The sequence below is a fragment of the Pseudomonas sp. RGM2987 genome (genome assembly GCF_022952855.1).
Classification (GTDB): domain Bacteria; phylum Pseudomonadota; class Gammaproteobacteria; order Pseudomonadales; family Pseudomonadaceae; genus Aquipseudomonas.
Map to the genome: position 1 here is coordinate 1 of NZ_JALJDX010000190.1, position 18,363 is coordinate 18,363.

14 protein-coding genes are annotated in these 18,363 nt (G+C 60.4%); 9 read left to right on the top strand and 5 right to left on the bottom strand.

Going from position 1 to position 18,363, the window contains the following annotated elements; genetic code table 11:
• Nucleotides 1–61: 61 nt before the first annotated feature.
• The 3 genes from mupP to RGM2987_RS12830 are packed head-to-tail and all read right to left on the bottom strand — an operon-like array spanning nt 62 to nt 2,828.
• Nucleotides 62–733 carry an N-acetylmuramic acid 6-phosphate phosphatase MupP gene (gene mupP / locus RGM2987_RS12820; RefSeq protein WP_245141591.1) on the bottom strand — a complete coding sequence of 224 codons (672 nt, stop codon included), beginning with the start codon at nt 731–733 and terminating at the stop codon, nt 62–64.
• Between the two features lie 4 nt (nt 734–737).
• Nucleotides 738–1,436 carry a bifunctional 2-polyprenyl-6-hydroxyphenol methylase/3-demethylubiquinol 3-O-methyltransferase UbiG gene (gene ubiG / locus RGM2987_RS12825; RefSeq protein ID WP_245141593.1) on the bottom strand — a complete coding sequence of 233 codons (699 nt, stop codon included), beginning with the start codon at nt 1,434–1,436 and terminating at the stop codon, nt 738–740.
• Between the two features lie 60 nt (nt 1,437–1,496).
• On the bottom strand, nt 1,497–2,828 hold the full coding sequence (locus RGM2987_RS12830; protein WP_245141595.1) for a TRZ/ATZ family hydrolase: 1,332 nt from the start codon (nt 2,826–2,828) through the stop codon (nt 1,497–1,499).
• 106 nt (nt 2,829–2,934) lie between these two features.
• Here RGM2987_RS12830 and mtnA point away from each other — a divergent pair, with 106 nt between their 5' ends.
• The 9 genes from mtnA (at nt 2,935) to RGM2987_RS12875 (ending at nt 15,912) form a co-directional block, all read left to right on the top strand.
• The gene (gene mtnA / locus RGM2987_RS12835) at nt 2,935–4,011 is read left to right on the top strand and encodes an S-methyl-5-thioribose-1-phosphate isomerase (protein ID WP_245141598.1); all 1,077 of its coding nucleotides are present in this window, start codon (nt 2,935–2,937) and stop codon (nt 4,009–4,011) included.
• 443 nt (nt 4,012–4,454) lie between these two features.
• Entirely contained in the window at nt 4,455–7,118 is a 2,664-nt protein-coding gene (gyrA, locus tag RGM2987_RS12840; RefSeq protein WP_245141600.1) for a DNA gyrase subunit A, read from the top strand.
• Nucleotides 7,119–7,402: 284 nt separating this feature from the next.
• Nucleotides 7,403–8,488, top strand: coding sequence for a 3-phosphoserine/phosphohydroxythreonine transaminase (gene serC, locus RGM2987_RS12845; protein ID WP_041024563.1), 1,086 nt, complete (start codon nt 7,403–7,405; stop codon nt 8,486–8,488).
• The gene (gene pheA, locus RGM2987_RS12850; protein WP_215008667.1) at nt 8,488–9,582 is read left to right on the top strand and encodes a prephenate dehydratase; all 1,095 of its coding nucleotides are present in this window, start codon (nt 8,488–8,490) and stop codon (nt 9,580–9,582) included. The genes serC and pheA overlap by 1 nt, the downstream gene beginning before the upstream one ends.
• Nucleotides 9,583–9,595: 13 nt before the next feature.
• Entirely contained in the window at nt 9,596–10,708 is a 1,113-nt protein-coding gene (gene hisC / locus RGM2987_RS12855) for a histidinol-phosphate transaminase (protein WP_245141602.1), read from the top strand.
• A gap of 28 nt (nt 10,709–10,736) precedes the next feature.
• On the top strand, nt 10,737–12,944 hold the full coding sequence (locus tag RGM2987_RS12860) for a bifunctional prephenate dehydrogenase/3-phosphoshikimate 1-carboxyvinyltransferase (protein ID WP_245141676.1): 2,208 nt from the start codon (nt 10,737–10,739) through the stop codon (nt 12,942–12,944).
• Nucleotides 12,941–13,630 (top strand): (d)CMP kinase, encoded by a 690-nt coding sequence (cmk, locus tag RGM2987_RS12865; RefSeq protein WP_014337227.1) that lies wholly within the window; start codon nt 12,941–12,943, stop codon nt 13,628–13,630. The genes RGM2987_RS12860 and cmk overlap by 4 nt, the downstream gene beginning before the upstream one ends.
• A gap of 120 nt (nt 13,631–13,750) precedes the next feature.
• Nucleotides 13,751–15,445 (top strand): 30S ribosomal protein S1, encoded by a 1,695-nt coding sequence (gene rpsA / locus RGM2987_RS12870; RefSeq protein ID WP_042728079.1) that lies wholly within the window; start codon nt 13,751–13,753, stop codon nt 15,443–15,445.
• A gap of 188 nt (nt 15,446–15,633) precedes the next feature.
• On the top strand, nt 15,634–15,912 hold the full coding sequence (locus RGM2987_RS12875) for a hypothetical protein (protein WP_245141605.1): 279 nt from the start codon (nt 15,634–15,636) through the stop codon (nt 15,910–15,912).
• Nucleotides 15,913–15,978: 66 nt separating this feature from the next.
• Here the strand turns inward: RGM2987_RS12875 and RGM2987_RS12880 are convergent, their stop codons facing one another.
• On the bottom strand, nt 15,979–16,992 hold the full coding sequence (locus tag RGM2987_RS12880; protein WP_245141608.1) for an NAD-dependent epimerase: 1,014 nt from the start codon (nt 16,990–16,992) through the stop codon (nt 15,979–15,981).
• Nucleotides 16,989–18,341, bottom strand: a complete 1,353-nt coding sequence (locus tag RGM2987_RS12885) for a UDP-glucose/GDP-mannose dehydrogenase family protein (protein ID WP_245141610.1) — start codon at nt 18,339–18,341, stop codon at nt 16,989–16,991. Before RGM2987_RS12885 ends, RGM2987_RS12880 begins: the two co-directional genes overlap by 4 nt.
• Nucleotides 18,342–18,363: the final 22 nt, after the last annotated feature.

The window sequence follows — 18,363 nt, forward strand, 5'->3', positions numbered from 1 at the left end:
AGCGGGAGCAAGCTCCCTCGCCACAACAGCAGTAGCGTCACCTTCCTGAGCAAAGCTCAGATCAGCAACTGCACAACGCGTTATCCAGCACTTCGCGCAGCGCCGATGGGTGATCGATCACCACATCCGCGCCCCAGTGCCTGGGGTTGTCGTCCGGGTGGATGTAGCCGTAGGTCACCGCGCAGGTCTTGGTTCCGGCACTGCGGCCGGACTCGATGTCCCGCAGGTCGTCGCCCACGAACAGCACGCTGGCCGGGTCCAGGTCGAGCATCTTGCAGGCCAGGGTCAGGGGTTCCGGGTCCGGCTTGCTGTTTTTCACGTGGTCCGGGCAGATCAGTACTTTCGAACGCTCGGCCAGGCCCAACTGCTGCATGATCGGTTCGGCGAAGCGCACCGGCTTGTTGGTGACCACCCCCCAGATCAGGTTGGACGCCTCGATGTCCGCCAACACCTCGGCCATGCCATCGAACAGATGGCTGTGTACCGCGCACCCCTTGAGGTAACGGTCGAGGAATTCCTGGCGCAGTTCCTCGAAGCCGGGGGACTCCGGATCCATGGAAAACGTCACCGCGACCATCGCCCGGGCGCCGCCCGAGATCTCGTCGCGAATGTGCTGCGTGTTCATGGGCGGCAGGCCACGGTCGGCACGCATGGCCTGGCAAATGGCGATGAAGTCTGGCGCGGTGTCCAGCAGCGTGCCGTCCATGTCGAAAAGAACTGCTTTGAGACGCATCGACTTACTCCTCGCGAAGGGTCTGGATCATGTAGTTGACGTCAACGTCGGCGGCCAGCTTGTAATGCTTGGTCAGCGGGTTGTAGGTCAGGCCGATGATGTCCTTGACGGTCAGCCCGGCCATGCGGCTCCAGGCGCCCAGCTCGGAAGGACGGATGAATTTCTTGAAGTCGTGGGTGCCGCGGGGCAGCAGCTTCATGATGTACTCGGCGCCGATGATCGCGAACAGGTACGCCTTGGGGTTGCGGTTGATGGTGGAGAAAAACACCTGGCCGCCCGGCTTGACCATGCTGAAGCAGGCGCGGATGACCGAAGACGGGTCCGGTACGTGTTCGAGCATCTCAAGGCAGGTGACCACGTCGAACTGGCCGGGCATTTCTTCGGCCAGGGCTTCGGCGGTAGTCTGCCGGTATTCCACGCTGACGCCGGATTCGAGTTGGTGCAGTTGCGCGACCGCCAGTGGCGCTTCGCCCATGTCGATGCCCATCACGGTCGCGCCGCGCAGGGCCATGGCTTCGCTGAGGATGCCGCCGCCGCAGCCGACATCGAGCACTTTCTTGCCGGCCAGGCTGACGCGCTCGTCAATCCAGTTGACCCGCAGCGGGTTGATGTCATGCAGCGGCTTGAATTCGCTTTCCCGGTCCCACCAGCGATGGGCCAGGGCTTCGAATTTGGCGATTTCGGCGTGGTCGACGTTGCTCATGTGCAGATCCTCGAAAAACTTGAAAATTCAGATGCCCCGAGCCGCGGCTCAAGGGGCGGGTTATTCGTTGTGGCCGCTGATACGACGGCCCCAGGCCTGAGCCGTGGCGGTCAATTGCGCTTCGTCCTGGCGTGTCAGGCGGCCATCCTCCAGCAACGGCTTGCCGGCCACCCATAGGTACTTCACGCAATCGCGACCGGTGGCGTAGATCAGTTGCGACACCGGGTCGTAGACCGGCTGCTGCGCCAGCCCCGACAGGTCGAAGGCCACCAGGTCGGCGGCCTTGCCGACTTCCAGCGAGCCGACGGTCGCTTCGATACCCAGGGCCCGGGCGCCATTGAGCGTGGCCATGCGCAGCGCCCGATGGGCGTCCAGGGCCGAGGCCGATCCCGCCACAGCCTTGGCCAGCAGGGCAGCGGTACGGGTTTCGCCCAGCAGATCGAGGTCGTTGTTGCTCGCCGCGCCATCGGTGCCGATCGCCACATTGACCCCGGCCTGCCACAGACGCTCCACCGGACAGAAGCCGCTGGCCAGCTTGAGGTTCGATTCCGGACAATGGATCACGCTGCTATTGCTTTCTACCAGCAAGGCCTGGTCTTCATCACTGATTTGCGTCATGTGCACCGCCTGGAAGCGCGGCCCCAGCAAGCCCAGCCGGCCCAGGCGAGCCATCGGTCGTTCACCGGTCCGGTCCACCGCCTGCTGCACCTCGAATGCGGTTTCGTGGACATGCATGTGAATCGCGGCGTCCAGCTCCTCGGCGATCACGCGGATTTTCTCCAGGTTGCCATCGTCTACGGTGTACGGCGCGTGCGGGCCGAATGCGACTTTGATCCGCGGATGATGCTTGAGGTCGCCGAACAACTCGATGCCCTGACGAATGGCTTCGTCAGCGTTGGCCGCACCGGGGATCGGGAAGTCGAGGATCGGAATCGAAATCTGCGCGCGAATACCACTGTCGTGGACGCATTCGCTGGCAACCTTGGGGTAGAAATACATGTCAGAGAAACAGGTGATGCCGCCCTTGATCTGCTCCGCGATCGCCAGGTCGGTGCCATCGCGCACGAACGTTTCATCGACCCATTTGGCCTCGGCCGGCCAGATGTGCTGTTCGAGCCAGGTCATCAGGGGCAAGTCGTCGGCCAAGCCGCGGAACAGGGTCATGGCGGCATGCCCATGGGCGTTGATCAGGCCGGGACTGAGCAGCATGCCGGGCAGTTCCCGGACCTGGACGGCGTCACACTTGAGGGCTTCGGCCCGTGGGCCGATGAAGACGATGCAACCGTCACGAATGCCCAGGCCATGATCCTTGAGCACGACACCGGCGGGTTCGACAGGCACCAACCAGGTCGGCAGCAATAATAAGTCGAGCGCAACGGCAGGCTTGGGCATCGTGGAACGGTTCCATGGGGTATAAAGGATGGCGAAGTATACCCGAGCGTCTTCGCGGAGGGATCGCTATAATCGGCGGCTTTTGTTCATGAGTGCGGGGTGAAGGATGCGCGATCGACTGTTGGCTGCGGAGAAGGTGAAGGCCATCGATTGGCGGGACAGCACCCTGTACCTGCTGGATCAGCGCGTGTTGCCGTTCGAGCAGAACTGGATCGCCTGCACCACCGCGCTCGACGTGGCCGAGGCGATTCGCTCCCGGGTGGTGCGCGGCGCGCCGGCCATCGGCATCAGTGCAGCCTATGCGGTCGTGCTGGCTGCGCGGGCCAGGATGGCAGCGGGTGGTGACTGGCAAGCGGCGCTGGAGGCCGACTTTGCGCTGCTGGCCGACGCCCGGCCTACGGCAGTCAACCTGCTCTGGGTGCTGGAGCGTATGCGTGATCGTCTCGGACGCCTCAAAGAGCATACCGAGCCGCTGGCGGTCCTCGAGGCCGAAGCCGTCGCGATCCATGAAAGCGACCGCGAAGCCAACCTGACCATGGCCCAGCTCGGTGTCGACCTGATCCGCAAGCACCAGGGCAACGCCCAGGCCATCCTGACACATGGCAACACCGGCGCCCTGGTCACCGGCGGCTTCGGTACGGCACTGGGGGTGATTCGCGGCGCGTATAGCGAAGGCATGGTCGAGCGCGTCTATGCCGACGAGACCCGGCCGGGGCTGCAGGGCTCGCGGCTGACCGTGTGGGAACTGGCCGGCGAGGGCATTCCGGTGACCCTCAACGCCGACGCTGCGGCTGCCCATATCATGAAAACCAAGGGTGTGACGTGGGTCATCGTCGGTGCTGATCGCATTGCTGCCAATGGCGACGTAGTCAACAGGATTGGTACCTATCAACTGGCGGTCTGCGCCATGCATCACGGCGTACGCTTCATGGTGGTGGCGCCGAGCTCCACTGTGGACATGGACCTGGCCAGTGGCGAGGAGTTGTCGATTGCCGAGCGCGATGGGCGCGAGCTGCTGAAAGTGGGTGACAAGCCGCTCGGCGCGGACACGGAGGCCTTCGATCCGATATTCGACGTGACCCCGGCGGACCTGATCGATGTCATCGTTACGGAGAAGGGCATCGTTGAGCGTCCGGATACGGCGAAAATTGCTCAATTGATGTGTCGTAAGCGGCTGCATTGAGTTTTGTCGCCTGGACCATTGCCTTCGCGAGCAAGCCCGCTCCCACATTGGATTTGTGCTGTTTTCGAAATCCCAGCCATACAAAAAAACCATGTGGGAGCGGGCTTGCTCGCGAAAGGGCCCCCACAGACACCAAATCCCCCGCATTTACCCCCATATTCTGCTTCCGTCCCCCCTCTAAGCCCCTCTGGCCGCATATCAGCCTGTCACCGGTCAACTAACTACGCACCATGCGCATCTGGGGGATAGGTGCGTGGCGGCTCTTGTGATAACATCCGGCGGTTTCCAAGGCTGCCCCACGAGGTGGCCTTTACTGCGCAGATCCATGGCATAACTCGTTGATTTGTCGTAAGTCGCTGCACGGCACCTGTCCTGCAGCGGCGAGCTTCGTTCGTCCCATCTGGATGTGCGAGGTTTCACCAGAAAAAGGAATCAGGCTTCTCATGGGCGAACTGGCCAAAGAAATCCTCCCGGTCAATATCGAAGACGAGCTGAAACAGTCCTACCTCGACTACGCGATGAGCGTAATCGTCGGGCGGGCGCTGCCGGATGCGCGCGATGGCTTGAAGCCCGTGCACCGGCGCGTACTGTTCGCGATGAGCGAGCTGGGCAACGACTTCAACAAGCCGTACAAGAAATCCGCCCGTGTCGTCGGTGACGTGATCGGTAAGTATCACCCCCACGGCGATACCGCCGTGTACGACACCATCGTCCGGATGGCGCAGCCGTTCTCCCTGCGCTACCTGCTGGTAGACGGCCAGGGCAACTTCGGTTCGGTGGACGGCGACAACGCCGCGGCCATGCGATACACCGAAGTGCGCATGACCAAGCTGGCCCACGAGCTGCTGGCCGACCTGCACAAGGAAACCGTGGACTGGGTGCCGAACTACGACGGCACCGAAATGATCCCGGCGGTCATGCCGACCCGTATTCCCAACCTGCTGGTCAACGGTTCCAGCGGTATCGCCGTCGGCATGGCGACCAACATCCCGCCGCACAACCTCGGTGAAGTCATCGACGGTTGCCTGGCCCTCATCGACAACCCCGAGCTGACTGTCGATGAACTGATGCAATACATTCCCGGCCCGGACTTCCCGACCGCCGCGATCATCAACGGTCGCGCCGGCATCATCGAAGCCTACCGCACCGGCCGTGGACGCATTTACATGCGCGCCCGTTCGACTGTGGAGGACATCGACAAGGTCGGTGGCCGCCAGCAGATCGTCATCACCGAACTCCCTTACCAGTTGAACAAGGCCCGCCTGATCGAGAAGATCGCCGAGCTGGTGAAAGAGAAGAAGCTCGAAGGCATCACCGAGCTGCGCGACGAGTCCGACAAGGACGGTATGCGCGTGGTGATCGAGCTGCGTCGTGGTGAAGTGCCCGAGGTGATCCTCAACAACCTCTACGCCCAGACCCAGCTGCAAAGCGTGTTCGGCATCAACATCGTCGCGCTGATCGACGGCCGTCCGCGGATCCTGAACCTCAAGGACCTGCTGGAAGCCTTCGTGCGTCACCGCCGCGAAGTGGTGACCCGCCGTACCGTGTTCGAACTGCGCAAAGCCCGTGAGCGCGGCCACATCCTCGAAGGCCAGGCCGTTGCCTTGTCGAACATCGACCCGGTGATCGCCCTGATCAAGGCCTCGCCAACCCCGTCGGAAGCCAAGGAAGCGCTGATCAGCACGCCTTGGGAATCCAGCGCGGTGATGACCATGGTCGAGCGCGCCGGTGCCGACTCGTGCCGTCCGGAGAACCTCGATCCGCAGTACGGTCTGCGTGAGGGCAAGTACTTCCTGTCCCCGGAACAGGCGCAAGCCATCCTGGAACTGCGCCTGCACCGCCTGACCGGCCTGGAGCACGAGAAGCTGCTGGCCGAATACCAGGAGATCCTCAACCAGATCGGCGAGCTGATCCGCATCCTCAACAGCGCCACGCGCCTGATGGAAGTGATCCGCGAAGAGCTGGAAGTGATCCGCGCCGAGTACGGCGATGTGCGTCGCACCGAGATCCTCGATGCGCGCCTGGACCTGACCCTGGGCGACATGATCCCGGAAGAAGAGCGCGTGGTGACCATTTCCCACGGCGGCTACGCCAAGACCCAGCCGTTGGCCGCGTACCAGGCCCAGCGTCGTGGCGGTAAAGGCAAGTCGGCTACTGGCGTGAAGGACGAGGACTACATCGCCCACCTGCTGGTTGCCAACAGTCACACCACGCTGTTGCTGTTCTCCAGCAAGGGCAAGGTGTACTGGCTCAAGACCTACGAGATCCCCGAGGCGTCCCGTGCCGCCCGTGGTCGTCCGCTGGTCAACCTGTTGCCGCTGGACGACGGTGAGTACATCACCACCATGTTGCCGGTCGAGGAATACACCGAAGGCCACTACATCTTCATGGCGACCGCCAACGGCACCGTCAAGAAGACCCCGCTGGAATCCTTCAGCCGCCAGCGCAGCGTGGGCCTGATCGCCCTGGAGCTGGACGAGGGCGACGTGCTGATTTCCGCCGCCATCACCGACGGCGAGCGTGAGGTCATGCTGTTCTCCGACGGTGGCAAGGTCACCCGCTTCAAGGAATCCGATGTCCGCGCCATGGGCCGTACCGCCCGCGGCGTGCGTGGCATGCGCCTGCCTGAAGGGCAGAAGCTGATTTCCATGCTGATTCCCGAAGAAGGCAGCCAGATCCTCACCGCTTCGGCGCGTGGTTATGGCAAGCGCACCGCCATCAGCGAGTTCCCCGAGTACAAGCGCGGCGGCCAGGGTGTGATCGCCATGGTCAGCAACGAGCGTAACGGCCGTCTCGTCGGCGCGGTCCAGGTGCTCGATGGCGAGGAGATCATGCTGATCTCCGACCAGGGCACCCTGGTGCGCACGCGGGTTTCCGAAGTGTCGAGCCTGGGCCGTAACACTCAGGGTGTGACGTTGATCAAGCTGGCCAGCGATGAAACGCTGGTAGGGCTGGAGCGGGTCCAGGAGCCGTCGGAAGTCGAAGGCGAGGAGCTGGAAGGCGAGGAGGGCGTGGCGTTCGACGGCACGCTCGGTGCCGATGCCGACGATACGGCCGGCGATCAATCGCTGGATGCCGCCGCAGACGAAGAAGAACCGCAGCAGTAAGGACTCGCAGGGGGCGGATGAAAGTTCGCCCCCTTGTTGTTTGTCCCTTTTGAAAATTTGCGACACTGCACATTCCCTTATGTGGGAGTCAATACTGCTCACCTGAAGGTTGTCTGAATCATTGTGGCGAGGGAGCTTGCTCCCGCTGGGCTGCGTAGCAGCCCTCTTGTGAGCGCTTCGCCCTCAAGCGGGAGCAGGCTCCTTCGCCACGGTTTCAGTCCTGCTCTTGGGTAGTAGTGTTGAATGAAGATTTATGTGACCACCAGATCAGAGCGAGATTGGATGTGAGCAAGAGAGCCTATAACTTCTGTGCCGGCCCGGCGGCGCTTCCTGAAGCGGTCCTGAAGCGCGCCCAGGGTGAACTTCTCGACTGGCATGGCAAGGGCCTGTCCGTGATGGAAATGAGCCATCGCAGCGACGAGTTCGTGTCCATCGCCACCAAGGCCGAGCAGGACCTGCGTGATCTGCTGAACATCCCGTCCAACTACAAGGTGCTGTTCCTGCAAGGTGGTGCCAGCCAGCAGTTCGCTCAGATTCCGTTGAACCTGCTGCCGGAAAATGGCAAGGCCGACTATATCGACACGGGTATCTGGTCGCAGAAAGCCATCGAAGAGGCTTCGCGCTACGGCCACGTCAACGTTGCCGCCACCGCCAAGCCCTACGACTACTTCGCCATTCCCGGCCAGAACGAGTGGAACCTGTCCAAGGACGCGGCCTACGTTCATTACGCACCGAACGAAACCATCGGCGGCCTGGAATTCAACTGGATTCCGGAAACCGGCGATGTGCCATTGGTCGCCGACATGTCCTCGGACATTCTCTCGCGTCCGGTGGACATCTCCCGTTTCGGCATGATCTACGCCGGCGCCCAGAAGAACATCGGCCCTAGCGGCATCCTGGTCAGCATCATTCGCGAAGACCTGCTGGGCCGCGCCCGTTCCCTGTGCCCGACCATGCTCAACTACAAGGTCGCGGCGGACAACGGCTCGATGTACAACACGCCGCCGACCCTGGCCTGGTACCTGTCCGGCCTGGTGTTCGAGTGGCTGAAAGAGCAGGGCGGCGTCGAAGCCATTGGCAAGCTCAACGAAGTGAAGCAGCGCACGCTGTATGACTTCATCGACGCCAGCGGCTTGTACAGCAACCCGATCAACAAGACTGATCGCTCGTGGATGAACGTACCGTTCCGCCTGGCCGACGACCGTCTGGACAAGCCGTTCCTGGCCGGTGCCGACGAGCGCGGGCTGCTGAACCTCAAGGGCCACCGTTCGGTCGGCGGCATGCGCGCCTCCATCTACAACGCCGTGGACATCAATGCGGTCAACGCACTGATTGCCTACATGGCAGAGTTCGAGAAGGAACATGGCTGATGTCTGAGCAAGAACTCAAGGCGCTGCGCCTGCGCATCGACGCCCTCGACGAAAAGGTCCTGGAGTTGATCAGCGAGCGCGCGCGCTGCGCCCAGGAAGTCGCCCGGGTGAAGATGGCGTCCCTGGCCGAGGGTGAAGTGCCGGTGTTCTATCGTCCCGAGCGCGAGGCGCAGGTGCTCAAGCGCGTCATGGAGCGCAACAAGGGACCATTGAGCAACGAGGAAATGGCGCGGTTGTTCCGCGAGGTCATGTCCTCGTGCCTGGCCCTTGAGCAGCCATTGAAAGTCGCTTACCTGGGCCCTGAAGGCACCTTCACCCAGGCTGCTGCCATGAAGCACTTCGGTCACGCAGTGATCAGCAAGCCGATGGCGGCCATCGACGAAGTCTTCCGCGAAGTGGCGGCCGGCGCGGTGAATTTTGGCGTGGTGCCGGTGGAAAACTCCACCGAAGGCGCGGTCAACCACACGCTGGACAGCTTCCTCGAGCACGACATGGTGATCTGTGGCGAAGTCGAGCTGCGCATCCACCATCATTTGCTGGTGGGCGAGAACACCAAGACCGACAGCATCAGTCGGATCTATTCCCACGCCCAGTCGCTGGCCCAGTGCCGCAAGTGGCTGGACGCGCATTACCCGAATGTCGAGCGCGTGGCGGTATCGAGCAACGCCGAGGCGGCCAAGCGGGTCAAGGGCGAGTGGAACTCGGCGGCGATTGCCGGCGACATGGCGGCCGGCCTCTACGGGCTGACGCGCCTGGCCGAAAAGATCGAGGACCGTCCGGACAACTCCACGCGGTTCCTAATGATCGGCAGCCAGGAAGTGCCGCCGACCGGCGACGACAAGACCTCGATCATCGTTTCCATGAGCAACAAGCCCGGCGCGCTCCATGAACTGCTGGTGCCGTTCCACGACAACGGTATCGACCTGACCCGGATCGAGACCCGTCCGTCGCGCAGCGGTAAATGGACCTATGTGTTCTTCATCGACTTCGTCGGCCACCACCGCGATCCGCTGGTAAAAGGTGTGCTGGAGAAAATCAGTCAGGAAGCAGTGGCACTCAAGGTGCTGGGTTCCTACCCCAAAGCGGTTCTTTAAGGGCGGATAGCAAATGAGTGGCAACTTCCTCGCCCTGGCGCAGCCAGGCGTGCAACAACTCTCGCCTTACGTTCCGGGCAAGCCTGTGGACGAACTGGCGCGCGAGCTGGATCTGGACCCGGCGAGCATCGTCAAGCTGGCGAGCAACGAAAACCCATTGGGGGCGAGCCCCAAGGCCCTGGAGGCGATCCGCGGTGCCGTTGCCGAGCTGACCCGCTATCCCGACGGCAACGGCTTTGCCTTGAAAAGCCTGCTGGCCGAGCGCTGTGGTGTCGAGCTGAACCAAGTGACCTTGGGCAATGGTTCCAACGACATCCTTGAGTTGGTGGCGCGTGCCTACCTGGCGCCGGGTCTCAACGCCGTGTTCAGTGAGCACGCGTTCGCGGTCTATCCGATTGCCACTCAGGCCGTCGGCGCCGACGCCCACGTAGTCCCGGCCAAGGATTGGGGGCACGATCTGCCAGCCATGCTCGCCGCTATCGATGCCAACACCCGTGTGGTGTTCATCGCCAACCCGAACAACCCGACCGGCACCTGGTTCGATGCCCAGGCCCTGGACGACTTCCTGCAAGACGTGCCCGAGCACGTGCTGGTGGTGTTGGACGAGGCTTATATCGAGTACGCAGAGGGCAGCGACTTGCCTGACGGCCTGGATTTCCTCGCGGCCTATCCGAACCTGCTGGTCTCGCGCACCTTCTCCAAGGCCTATGGCCTGGCGTCGCTGCGGGTCGGCTACGGCCTGTCCACTCCAGTGGTGGCCGACGTGCTGAACCGTGTGCGTCAGCCGTTCAACGTCAACAGCCTGGCCCTGGCCGCCGCCTGTGCTGCGTTGCAGGATGACGCCTACCTGGCTGAAAGCCGTCGCTTGAACGAGGCAGGCATGCAGCAACTGGAAGCCGGGTTTCGTGAGCTGGGCCTTGGCTGGATTCCATCCAAAGGCAACTTCATCTGCGTCGATATCGGCCGTGTCGCCGCGCCGGTGTTCCAGGGCTTGTTGCGTGAGGGCGTGATCGTGCGTCCGGTGGCCAACTACGGCATGCCGAACCACCTGCGCATCACCGTTGGCCTGCCGGCGGAAAACAGCCGTTTCCTTGAGGCGTTGAGCAAGGTCCTGGCTCGTGGTTGATGTCACTTCACTGCAATCTGCTGCCCCTATGATCGGTCGCCTGGTGGTGGTCGGCCTTGGGTTGATCGGTGGTTCGTTCGCCAAGGGCCTGCGTGAAAGCGGCCTGTGCCGTGAGGTAGTCGGTGTCGACCTGGATCCACAGTCACGCAAGCTGGCGGTGGAGCTGGGGGTGGTGGACCGTTGCGAGGACGACCTGGCGATCGCTTGCCAGGGCGCGGACGTGATCCAGCTGGCGGTGCCGATCCTGGCCATGGAAAAACTGCTGGCACGCCTGGCGACCATGGACCTGGGGCGCACCATTCTCACGGATGTCGGCAGCGCCAAGGGCAACGTCGTGCGCGCGGCCGCCGAAGCTTTCGGTGCGATGCCGGCGCGTTTCGTGCCCGGTCATCCGATAGCCGGTTCCGAGCAGAGTGGGGTAGAGGCCTCCAACGCCGAACTGTTTCGCCGTCATAAAGTGATTCTGACGCCATTGGAACAGACCGATCCGGCTGCCCTTGCGGTGGTGGATCGCCTGTGGCGCGAGCTGGGGGCCGATGTCGAGCACATGCAGGTCGAGCGTCATGACGAAGTATTGGCCGCCACCAGCCATTTGCCGCACCTGTTGGCGTTCGGTCTGGTGGATTCATTGGCCAAACGCAATGAAAATCTTGAGATCTTCCGTTACGCTGCCGGCGGTTTCCGCGATTTCACGAGAATCGCCGGGAGCGACCCGGTCATGTGGCACGACATCTTTCTCGCCAACCGCGAAGCTGTCCTGCGCACACTCGATACATTTCGCAGCGACCTCGACGCCTTGCGCGACGCGGTCGATGCAGGGGACGGGCACCAATTGCTGGGCGTTTTCACACGCGCCAGGGTGGCCCGCGAGCATTTCAGTAAAATCCTGGCCCGTCGGGCCTATGTGGACGCTATGAACTCCAACGATCTGATTTTCCTGGCACAACCTGGTGGCTCCCTGAGTGGGCGTATTCGTGTACCGGGTGATAAATCGATTTCCCACCGTTCGATCATGCTCGGCTCCCTGGCTGAAGGCGTGACCGAGGTGGAAGGCTTCCTCGAAGGCGAAGATGCCCTGGCGACGCTGCAAGCGTTTCGCGACATGGGGGTGGTCATCGAAGGGCCACACCACGGTCGCGTGACCATCCACGGTGTTGGCCTGCACGGCCTGAAGCCCGCCCCGGGGCCGATCTATCTGGGCAACTCCGGGACTTCGATGCGCCTGCTTTCCGGCCTGCTGGCTGCGCAGGACTTCGACAGTACCCTGACTGGCGACGCCTCGCTGTCCAAGCGCCCGATGAATCGCGTCGCCAATCCACTGCGCGAGATGGGCGCGGTCATCGAAACCGCAGCCGAAGGTCGTCCGCCGATGACCATTCGCGGCGGCAACAAGCTCAAGGGCCTGACCTACACCATGCCGATGGCCAGCGCCCAGGTGAAATCCTGCCTATTGCTGGCCGGTCTCTATGCCGAAGGCAAGACCACCGTCACCGAGCCGGCGCCGACCCGCGACCATACCGAGCGTATGCTGCGTGGCTTCGGCTATCCGGTCACGGTCAATGGCGCCACGGCTTCCGTTGAGTCCGGCAGCAAGCTGACCGCGACCCACATCGAAGTACCGGGCGATATTTCGTCGTCGGCGTTCTTCCTGGTAGCGGCGTCGATCGCCGAAGGCTCTGACCTGGTGCTCGAGCACGTCGGCATCAACCCGACCCGTACCGGTGTGATCGACATCCTGCGCCTGATGGGCGCCGACATCACCCTGGAAAACCAGCGTGAGGTAGGTGGTGAGCCGGTGGCGGACCTGCGCGTAAGAGCGGCTAAACTCAAGGGTATCGAGATTCCCGAAGCGCTGGTTCCGCTGGCCATCGATGAATTCCCAGTGCTGTTCGTCGCGGCTGCCTGCGCCGAAGGGCGCACCGTATTGACCGGTGCCGAAGAGCTGCGGGTCAAGGAGTCAGATCGCATCCAGGTGATGGCGGATGGCTTGCTTGCCCTTGGGGTCAAGTGCCAGCCGACACCGGATGGCATCATCATCGACGGCGGCCAGATCGGCGGCGGCGAAGTCCACGGTCACGGCGATCATCGCATTGCGATGGCCTTCAGCGTTGCGTCCTTGCGCGCCAGTGCACCGATTCGCATCCATGACTGCGCCAACGTCGCGACGTCGTTCCCGAACTTCCTGGCGCTGTGCGCACAGGTCGGCATTCGAGTAGCACAAGAGGCACAGTCGTGAACATCAAGGCACCGGTCATCACCATCGATGGCCCAAGTGGTTCGGGCAAGGGCACCGTCGCCGGGATTCTCGCCAGGCAGTTGGGCTGGAACCTGCTCGATTCGGGTGCCTTGTATCGTCTGCTGGCATTCGCCGCCGCCAACCACGGCGTCGACCTGACTAATGAGGAGCTTCTCAAGGCCCTGGCCGCGCACCTGGACGTGCAGTTCATCGCCGCGACCGACGGCCAGTTGCAGCGCATCATTCTGGAAGGCGACGAGGTCAGCGATGTGATCCGTACCGAGAGCGTGGGCGCCGGGGCTTCCCAGGTCGCCGCGCTGCCGGCGGTGCGCGAAGCGTTGCTGCAACGCCAGCGTGCATTCCAGGAGCCACCGGGGCTGGTAGCCGATGGCCGCGACATGGGCACGGTGGTATTTCCCGATGCGCCACTGAAGATTTTCCTCACCGCCAGCGCGGAGGAGCGGGCTCGTCGCCGATATTTGCAGTTGAAGGGCAAAGGCGAGGATGTTAGTCTGTCGAGTCTGCTAGATGAGATCCGTGCACGCGATGAGCGTGATACCCAGCGAGCAGTAGCCCCGCTAAAGCCGGCGGCCGACGCAATACAGCTGGATTCCACGGAGTTGTCCATCGACCAGGTGTTGCAACGCATCATGAGCGAGATCGCCATTCGCGATATCGCCGGGTGACCAGGAAGCTGCGCAGGGGACCAGTCATAGTCCTGCGCTGCTTCTTCTATATGAAACTAACCCACACCGTCTGGGGTGTGGAGCCGGGCGTATCCTTCGCCCCAATCAACAGGAATTAAAATGAGCGAAAGCTTTGCGGAACTCTTTGAAGAAAGCTTGAAAACCCTGAACCTTCAGGCAGGCTCCATCATCACCGGCGTTATCGTTGATATCGATTACCAGGCTCGTTGGGTAACCGTTCACGCTGGTCTGAAGTCTGAAGCACTGATCCCGCTTGAGCAGTTCTACAACGATGCTGGCGAACTGAACATCAACGTGGGTGACGAAGTTCACGTTGCGCTGGATTCGGTTGAAGATGGCTTCGGTGAAACCAAGCTGTCCCGTGAAAAAGCCAAGCGCGCTGAATGCTGGATCGTTCTGGAAGCAGCCTTCGCAGCCGAGGAAGTGGTCAAGGGCGTTATCAACGGTAAGGTTAAAGGCGGCTTCACTGTCGACGTTAACGGCATCCGTGCGTTCCTGCCAGGTTCCCTGGTTGACGTCCGTCCAGTGCGCGACACCACGCACCTGGAAGGCAAAGAGCTGGAATTCAAGGTCATCAAGCTGGACCAGAAGCGCAACAACGTTGTCGTTTCCCGTCGCAGTGTCCTGGAAGCCGAGAACTCCGCCGAGCGTGAAGCTCTGCTGGAATCGCTGCAGGAAGGCCAACAGGTCAAGGGTATCGTCAAGAACCTCACCGATTACGGCGCATTCGTCGATCTGGGTGGCGTCGATGGCCTGCTGCACATCACCGACATGGCCTGGAAGCGTATCAAGCATCCTTCGGAAATCGTCAACGTTGGCGACGAGATCGATGTCAAGGTTCTGAAGTACGATCGCGAGCGCAATCGTGTTTCCCTGGGCCTCAAGCAACTGGGCGAAGACCCATGGGTTGCTATCAAAGCCCGTTACCCAGAAGGCACCCGCGTCACCGCTCGCGTGACCAACCTCACCGACTACGGCTGCTTCGCTGAGCTGGAAGAAGGCGTTGAAGGCCTGGTACACGTTTCCGAAATGGACTGGACCAACAAGAACATCCACCCTTCGAAAGTCGTACAAGTCGGCGACGAAGTGGAAGTCATGGTTCTGGACATCGACGAAGAGCGTCGTCGTATCTCCCTGGGCATCAAGCAGTGCAAGTCCAACCCATGGGAAGACTTCTCTGGCCAGTTCAACAAGGGCGACAAGATCTCCGGCACCATCAAGTCGATCACCGATTTCGGTATCTTCATTGGTCTGGATGGCGGCATCGACGGCCTGGTTCACCTGTCCGACATCTCCTGGAACGAAGTGGGCGAAGAAGCCGTACGCCGCTTCAAGAAGGGCGACGAGCTGGACACCGTTATCCTGTCGGTTGACCCAGAGCGCGAGCGCATCTCCCTGGGCATCAAGCAACTGGAAAGCGATCCGTTCTCCGAATACGTCCAAGAGAACGACAAAGGCGCAATCGTTAAGGGCATCGTGAAAGAAGTTGACGCCAAAGGCGCCATCATCACCCTGGCCGACGATATCGAAGCGACTCTGAAAGCCTCCGAAATCAGCCGTGACCGCGTTGAAGACGCGCGCAACGTCCTGAAGGAAGGCGAAGAAGTAGAAGCCAAGATCATCAGCGTTGACCGCAAGAGCCGCGTAATCCAGCTCTCGATCAAGTCGAAAGACGTTGAAGACGAGAAAGAAGCTATCCAGAGCCTGCGCGACAAGCCAGCTTCGGACAGCGTCGCTGCTGGTCCTACCACTCTGGGCGACCTGCTGCGTGCACAAATGGAAAAACAGAACTGAGTTCTGTTTGACCATAGAAAAAGGGCGACTTCGGTCGCCCTTTTTTGTGGGTGAGATTTGTCTGGATCGCCGCCACGAGGGGGCTCGCCATGAACCAATACCTCGTCCAAGCTGTCTTTGAATAAGCAGATGGTGTGTATATACCAGCCAGGCTTGTCTTGAGCCTATTGGCTGACTAGAGGGATTGGATGAACAGGCTTTTTCTTGTGCTGGCTATATTGGTGCTGACAGGTTGCTCCACAAGCGCAAAGACCCATGCTGTGCGCGGTGTCAGTGGCATCGAGATCGACTGCTCAGGACTCGGCTCTGGCTGGGAGAAGTGCAACAAGCGGGCTTCGAAGGAGTGTAAGGGGGCGGGCTATAAAGTCATTACCCGCTCTGACGAGGTCAAAGATGAGGACCAGTACCCCTTTGGTTTCAATCCGGCAGGTTATCTGACTCGCACGATGTTGGTCATGTGTCGATAGCTTCAGCACTTCACTGAGTCCTGAACAGGGCATTAACCTGCCAGGACTTGAGAGGGAGGCTGGGAGTCACCCGATGACCTTGTAGAATTCCTTGTACCAAGTCACGAATTGACGGATGCCGCTCTCTATTGACGTACTGGGAGCGTAGCCGGTATCAGCCCTTAATTGCTCGACATCCGCGAATGTATGCTCAACGTCCCCGGGCTGTAAGGGTAGAAGTTCTTTCTGTGCGGTTTTGCCCAATGCATCTTCGATATGGCTGATGTAGGTAAGCAACTCAACAGGTTGGCTGTTTCCAATGTTATAGATTTTCCATGGGGCACGGCTGGAAGCCGGATCAGGTTTCAGTCCCGACCATTCGCTGTTTGGCGTCGCTATATGATCGAGAACCTGTACTACACCTTCAACGATATCGTCGATATAGGTGAAGTCGCGGCGGTGTTTTCCGTAGTTGAAAATCTTTAAGGGTCTGCCTTCCAGTATCGCCCTGACAAACAGGAATGGCGACATGTCAGGCCGTCCCCACGGGCCGTAAACCGTGAAGAAGCGCAGGCCAGTAGTCGGCAGTCCATAAAGATGACTATAGGAATGGGCCATCAACTCATTGGCTTTTTTAGTTGCTGCGTAAAGTGACACAGGATGGTCTACGTTGTCGTGTACGGCGAATGGCATGCTCTCGTTTGCACCGTAAACCGAGCTGGATGAGGCATAGACCAAGTGTTTGATCCGACTTTGGCGACAGCCTTCAAGCACGTTCAGGAAGCCGACCAGGTTACTCTCCGCATAGGCATGGGGGTTTTCCAATGAGTAACGAACCCCCGCCTGTGCGGCAAGATGAACGACCTTATCAAAACCTTCTTCGGCAAAAAGAGCAGCCATTGATGCCCGATCGCCAATGTCCATCCGTATGAAGCGAAAGCCCTGAAGCGGAATCAGAAGTCCGAGTCGTGCTTCCTTGAGCGAGACCTCATAATAGTCATTCAGATTATCGATGCCCACGACTTCATCGCCACGGGCTAGCAGCGCCTGGCTGACATGGAAGCCGATAAAGCCAGCTGCTCCCGTCACTAGTACCTTCACTGTGGGGTTCCTTGCTGATGTTGGACGTCGCCACGACCTATTGCGTAATACATGAATCCAGCCTCTTTGGCGGAAATCGGATCGAACAGGTTACGTCCGTCAACCAGAACCGGGAAATTCAGACAACGTTTGAGCCATTTGAAATCTACTGTACGAAACTGCTTCCATTCGGTACAGATGACCAATGCATCGGCGCCTACCAGCGCCTGCTCCCGGCTCTCCACCAACTTCAAGTCGCCGCGTGGACCATAAATGCGAGAGGTTTCATCCATCGCGGCAGGGTCGAATGCCCGAACCTTTCCGCCTGCGGCCCAGATTGCTTCCATCAGATTGCGGCTTGGCGCAGCACGCATATCGTCCGTGTTCGGCTTGAACGAAAGCCCCCAGACCGCGATGGTTTTATCCGCTAGATCAGAGTCGAAGGCATGCAGGAGCTTGTCAAACAGCACGTTCTTCTGACGATTGTTGACCGATTCCACAGCATTGAGCAATTCAGCTTCATAACCGATTTCGTGTGCGGTGCGTGCCAGCGCTTGAACGTCTTTCGGGAAGCATGAACCGCCATAACCGCAGCCAGGATAGATGAATTGAAAGCCGATCCTAGGGTCCGAGCCAATGCCCAGCCTGACTTGTTCGATATCCGCCCCGAGACGCTCTGCCATCTGCGCAATCTCGTTCATGAAACTGATTTTTGTCGCGAGCATTGCATTGGCCGCGTATTTGGTGAGCTCGGCAGAGCGCACGTCCATGAAAATCAACTTGTCGCGGTTGCGACTGTAGGGGGCATAACATTCACGCATGACCGCCCTGACTTCTTCGCAGTTGGTCCCGACGATGATGCGCGCAGCCTTGGAGAAGTCCTCTATTGCAGAACCTTCCTTAAGGAACTCTGGATTGGAGCAGACAGCGAATTCCAGCTCGACTTGCCTGGATTTCAGTGTTTCGGTGATCGTGTGGGTAACCTTGTCGGCGGTTCCCACCGGGACGGTGGACTTGTTAACGATGATTTTGCGGCTGCTCATATGCTGACCGATGGTCTGGGCGACAGCCAGTACATGTTGTAAGTCAGCAGAACCATCCTCATTGGGGGGGGTTCCTACGGCAATCATTTGCAACTCACCGAAGTCGACGCCTTCATTCGGATTTGTCGTGAAGTGCAGTCGGCCCTGCAGCTGATTCTGTTCGAGCAGGGCATCCAGCCCCGGCTCGTAGATTGGGACTATGCCACGCTTGAGACCCTCGATTTTTTGCTTGTCGATATCGACGCACATGACTTCATGGCCGGCATCCGCAAGACAGGCTCCGGTGACAAGACCAACGTAGCCAGTGCCGAATACTGTAACTCTCATAATTTACGATCCTGATAAATAA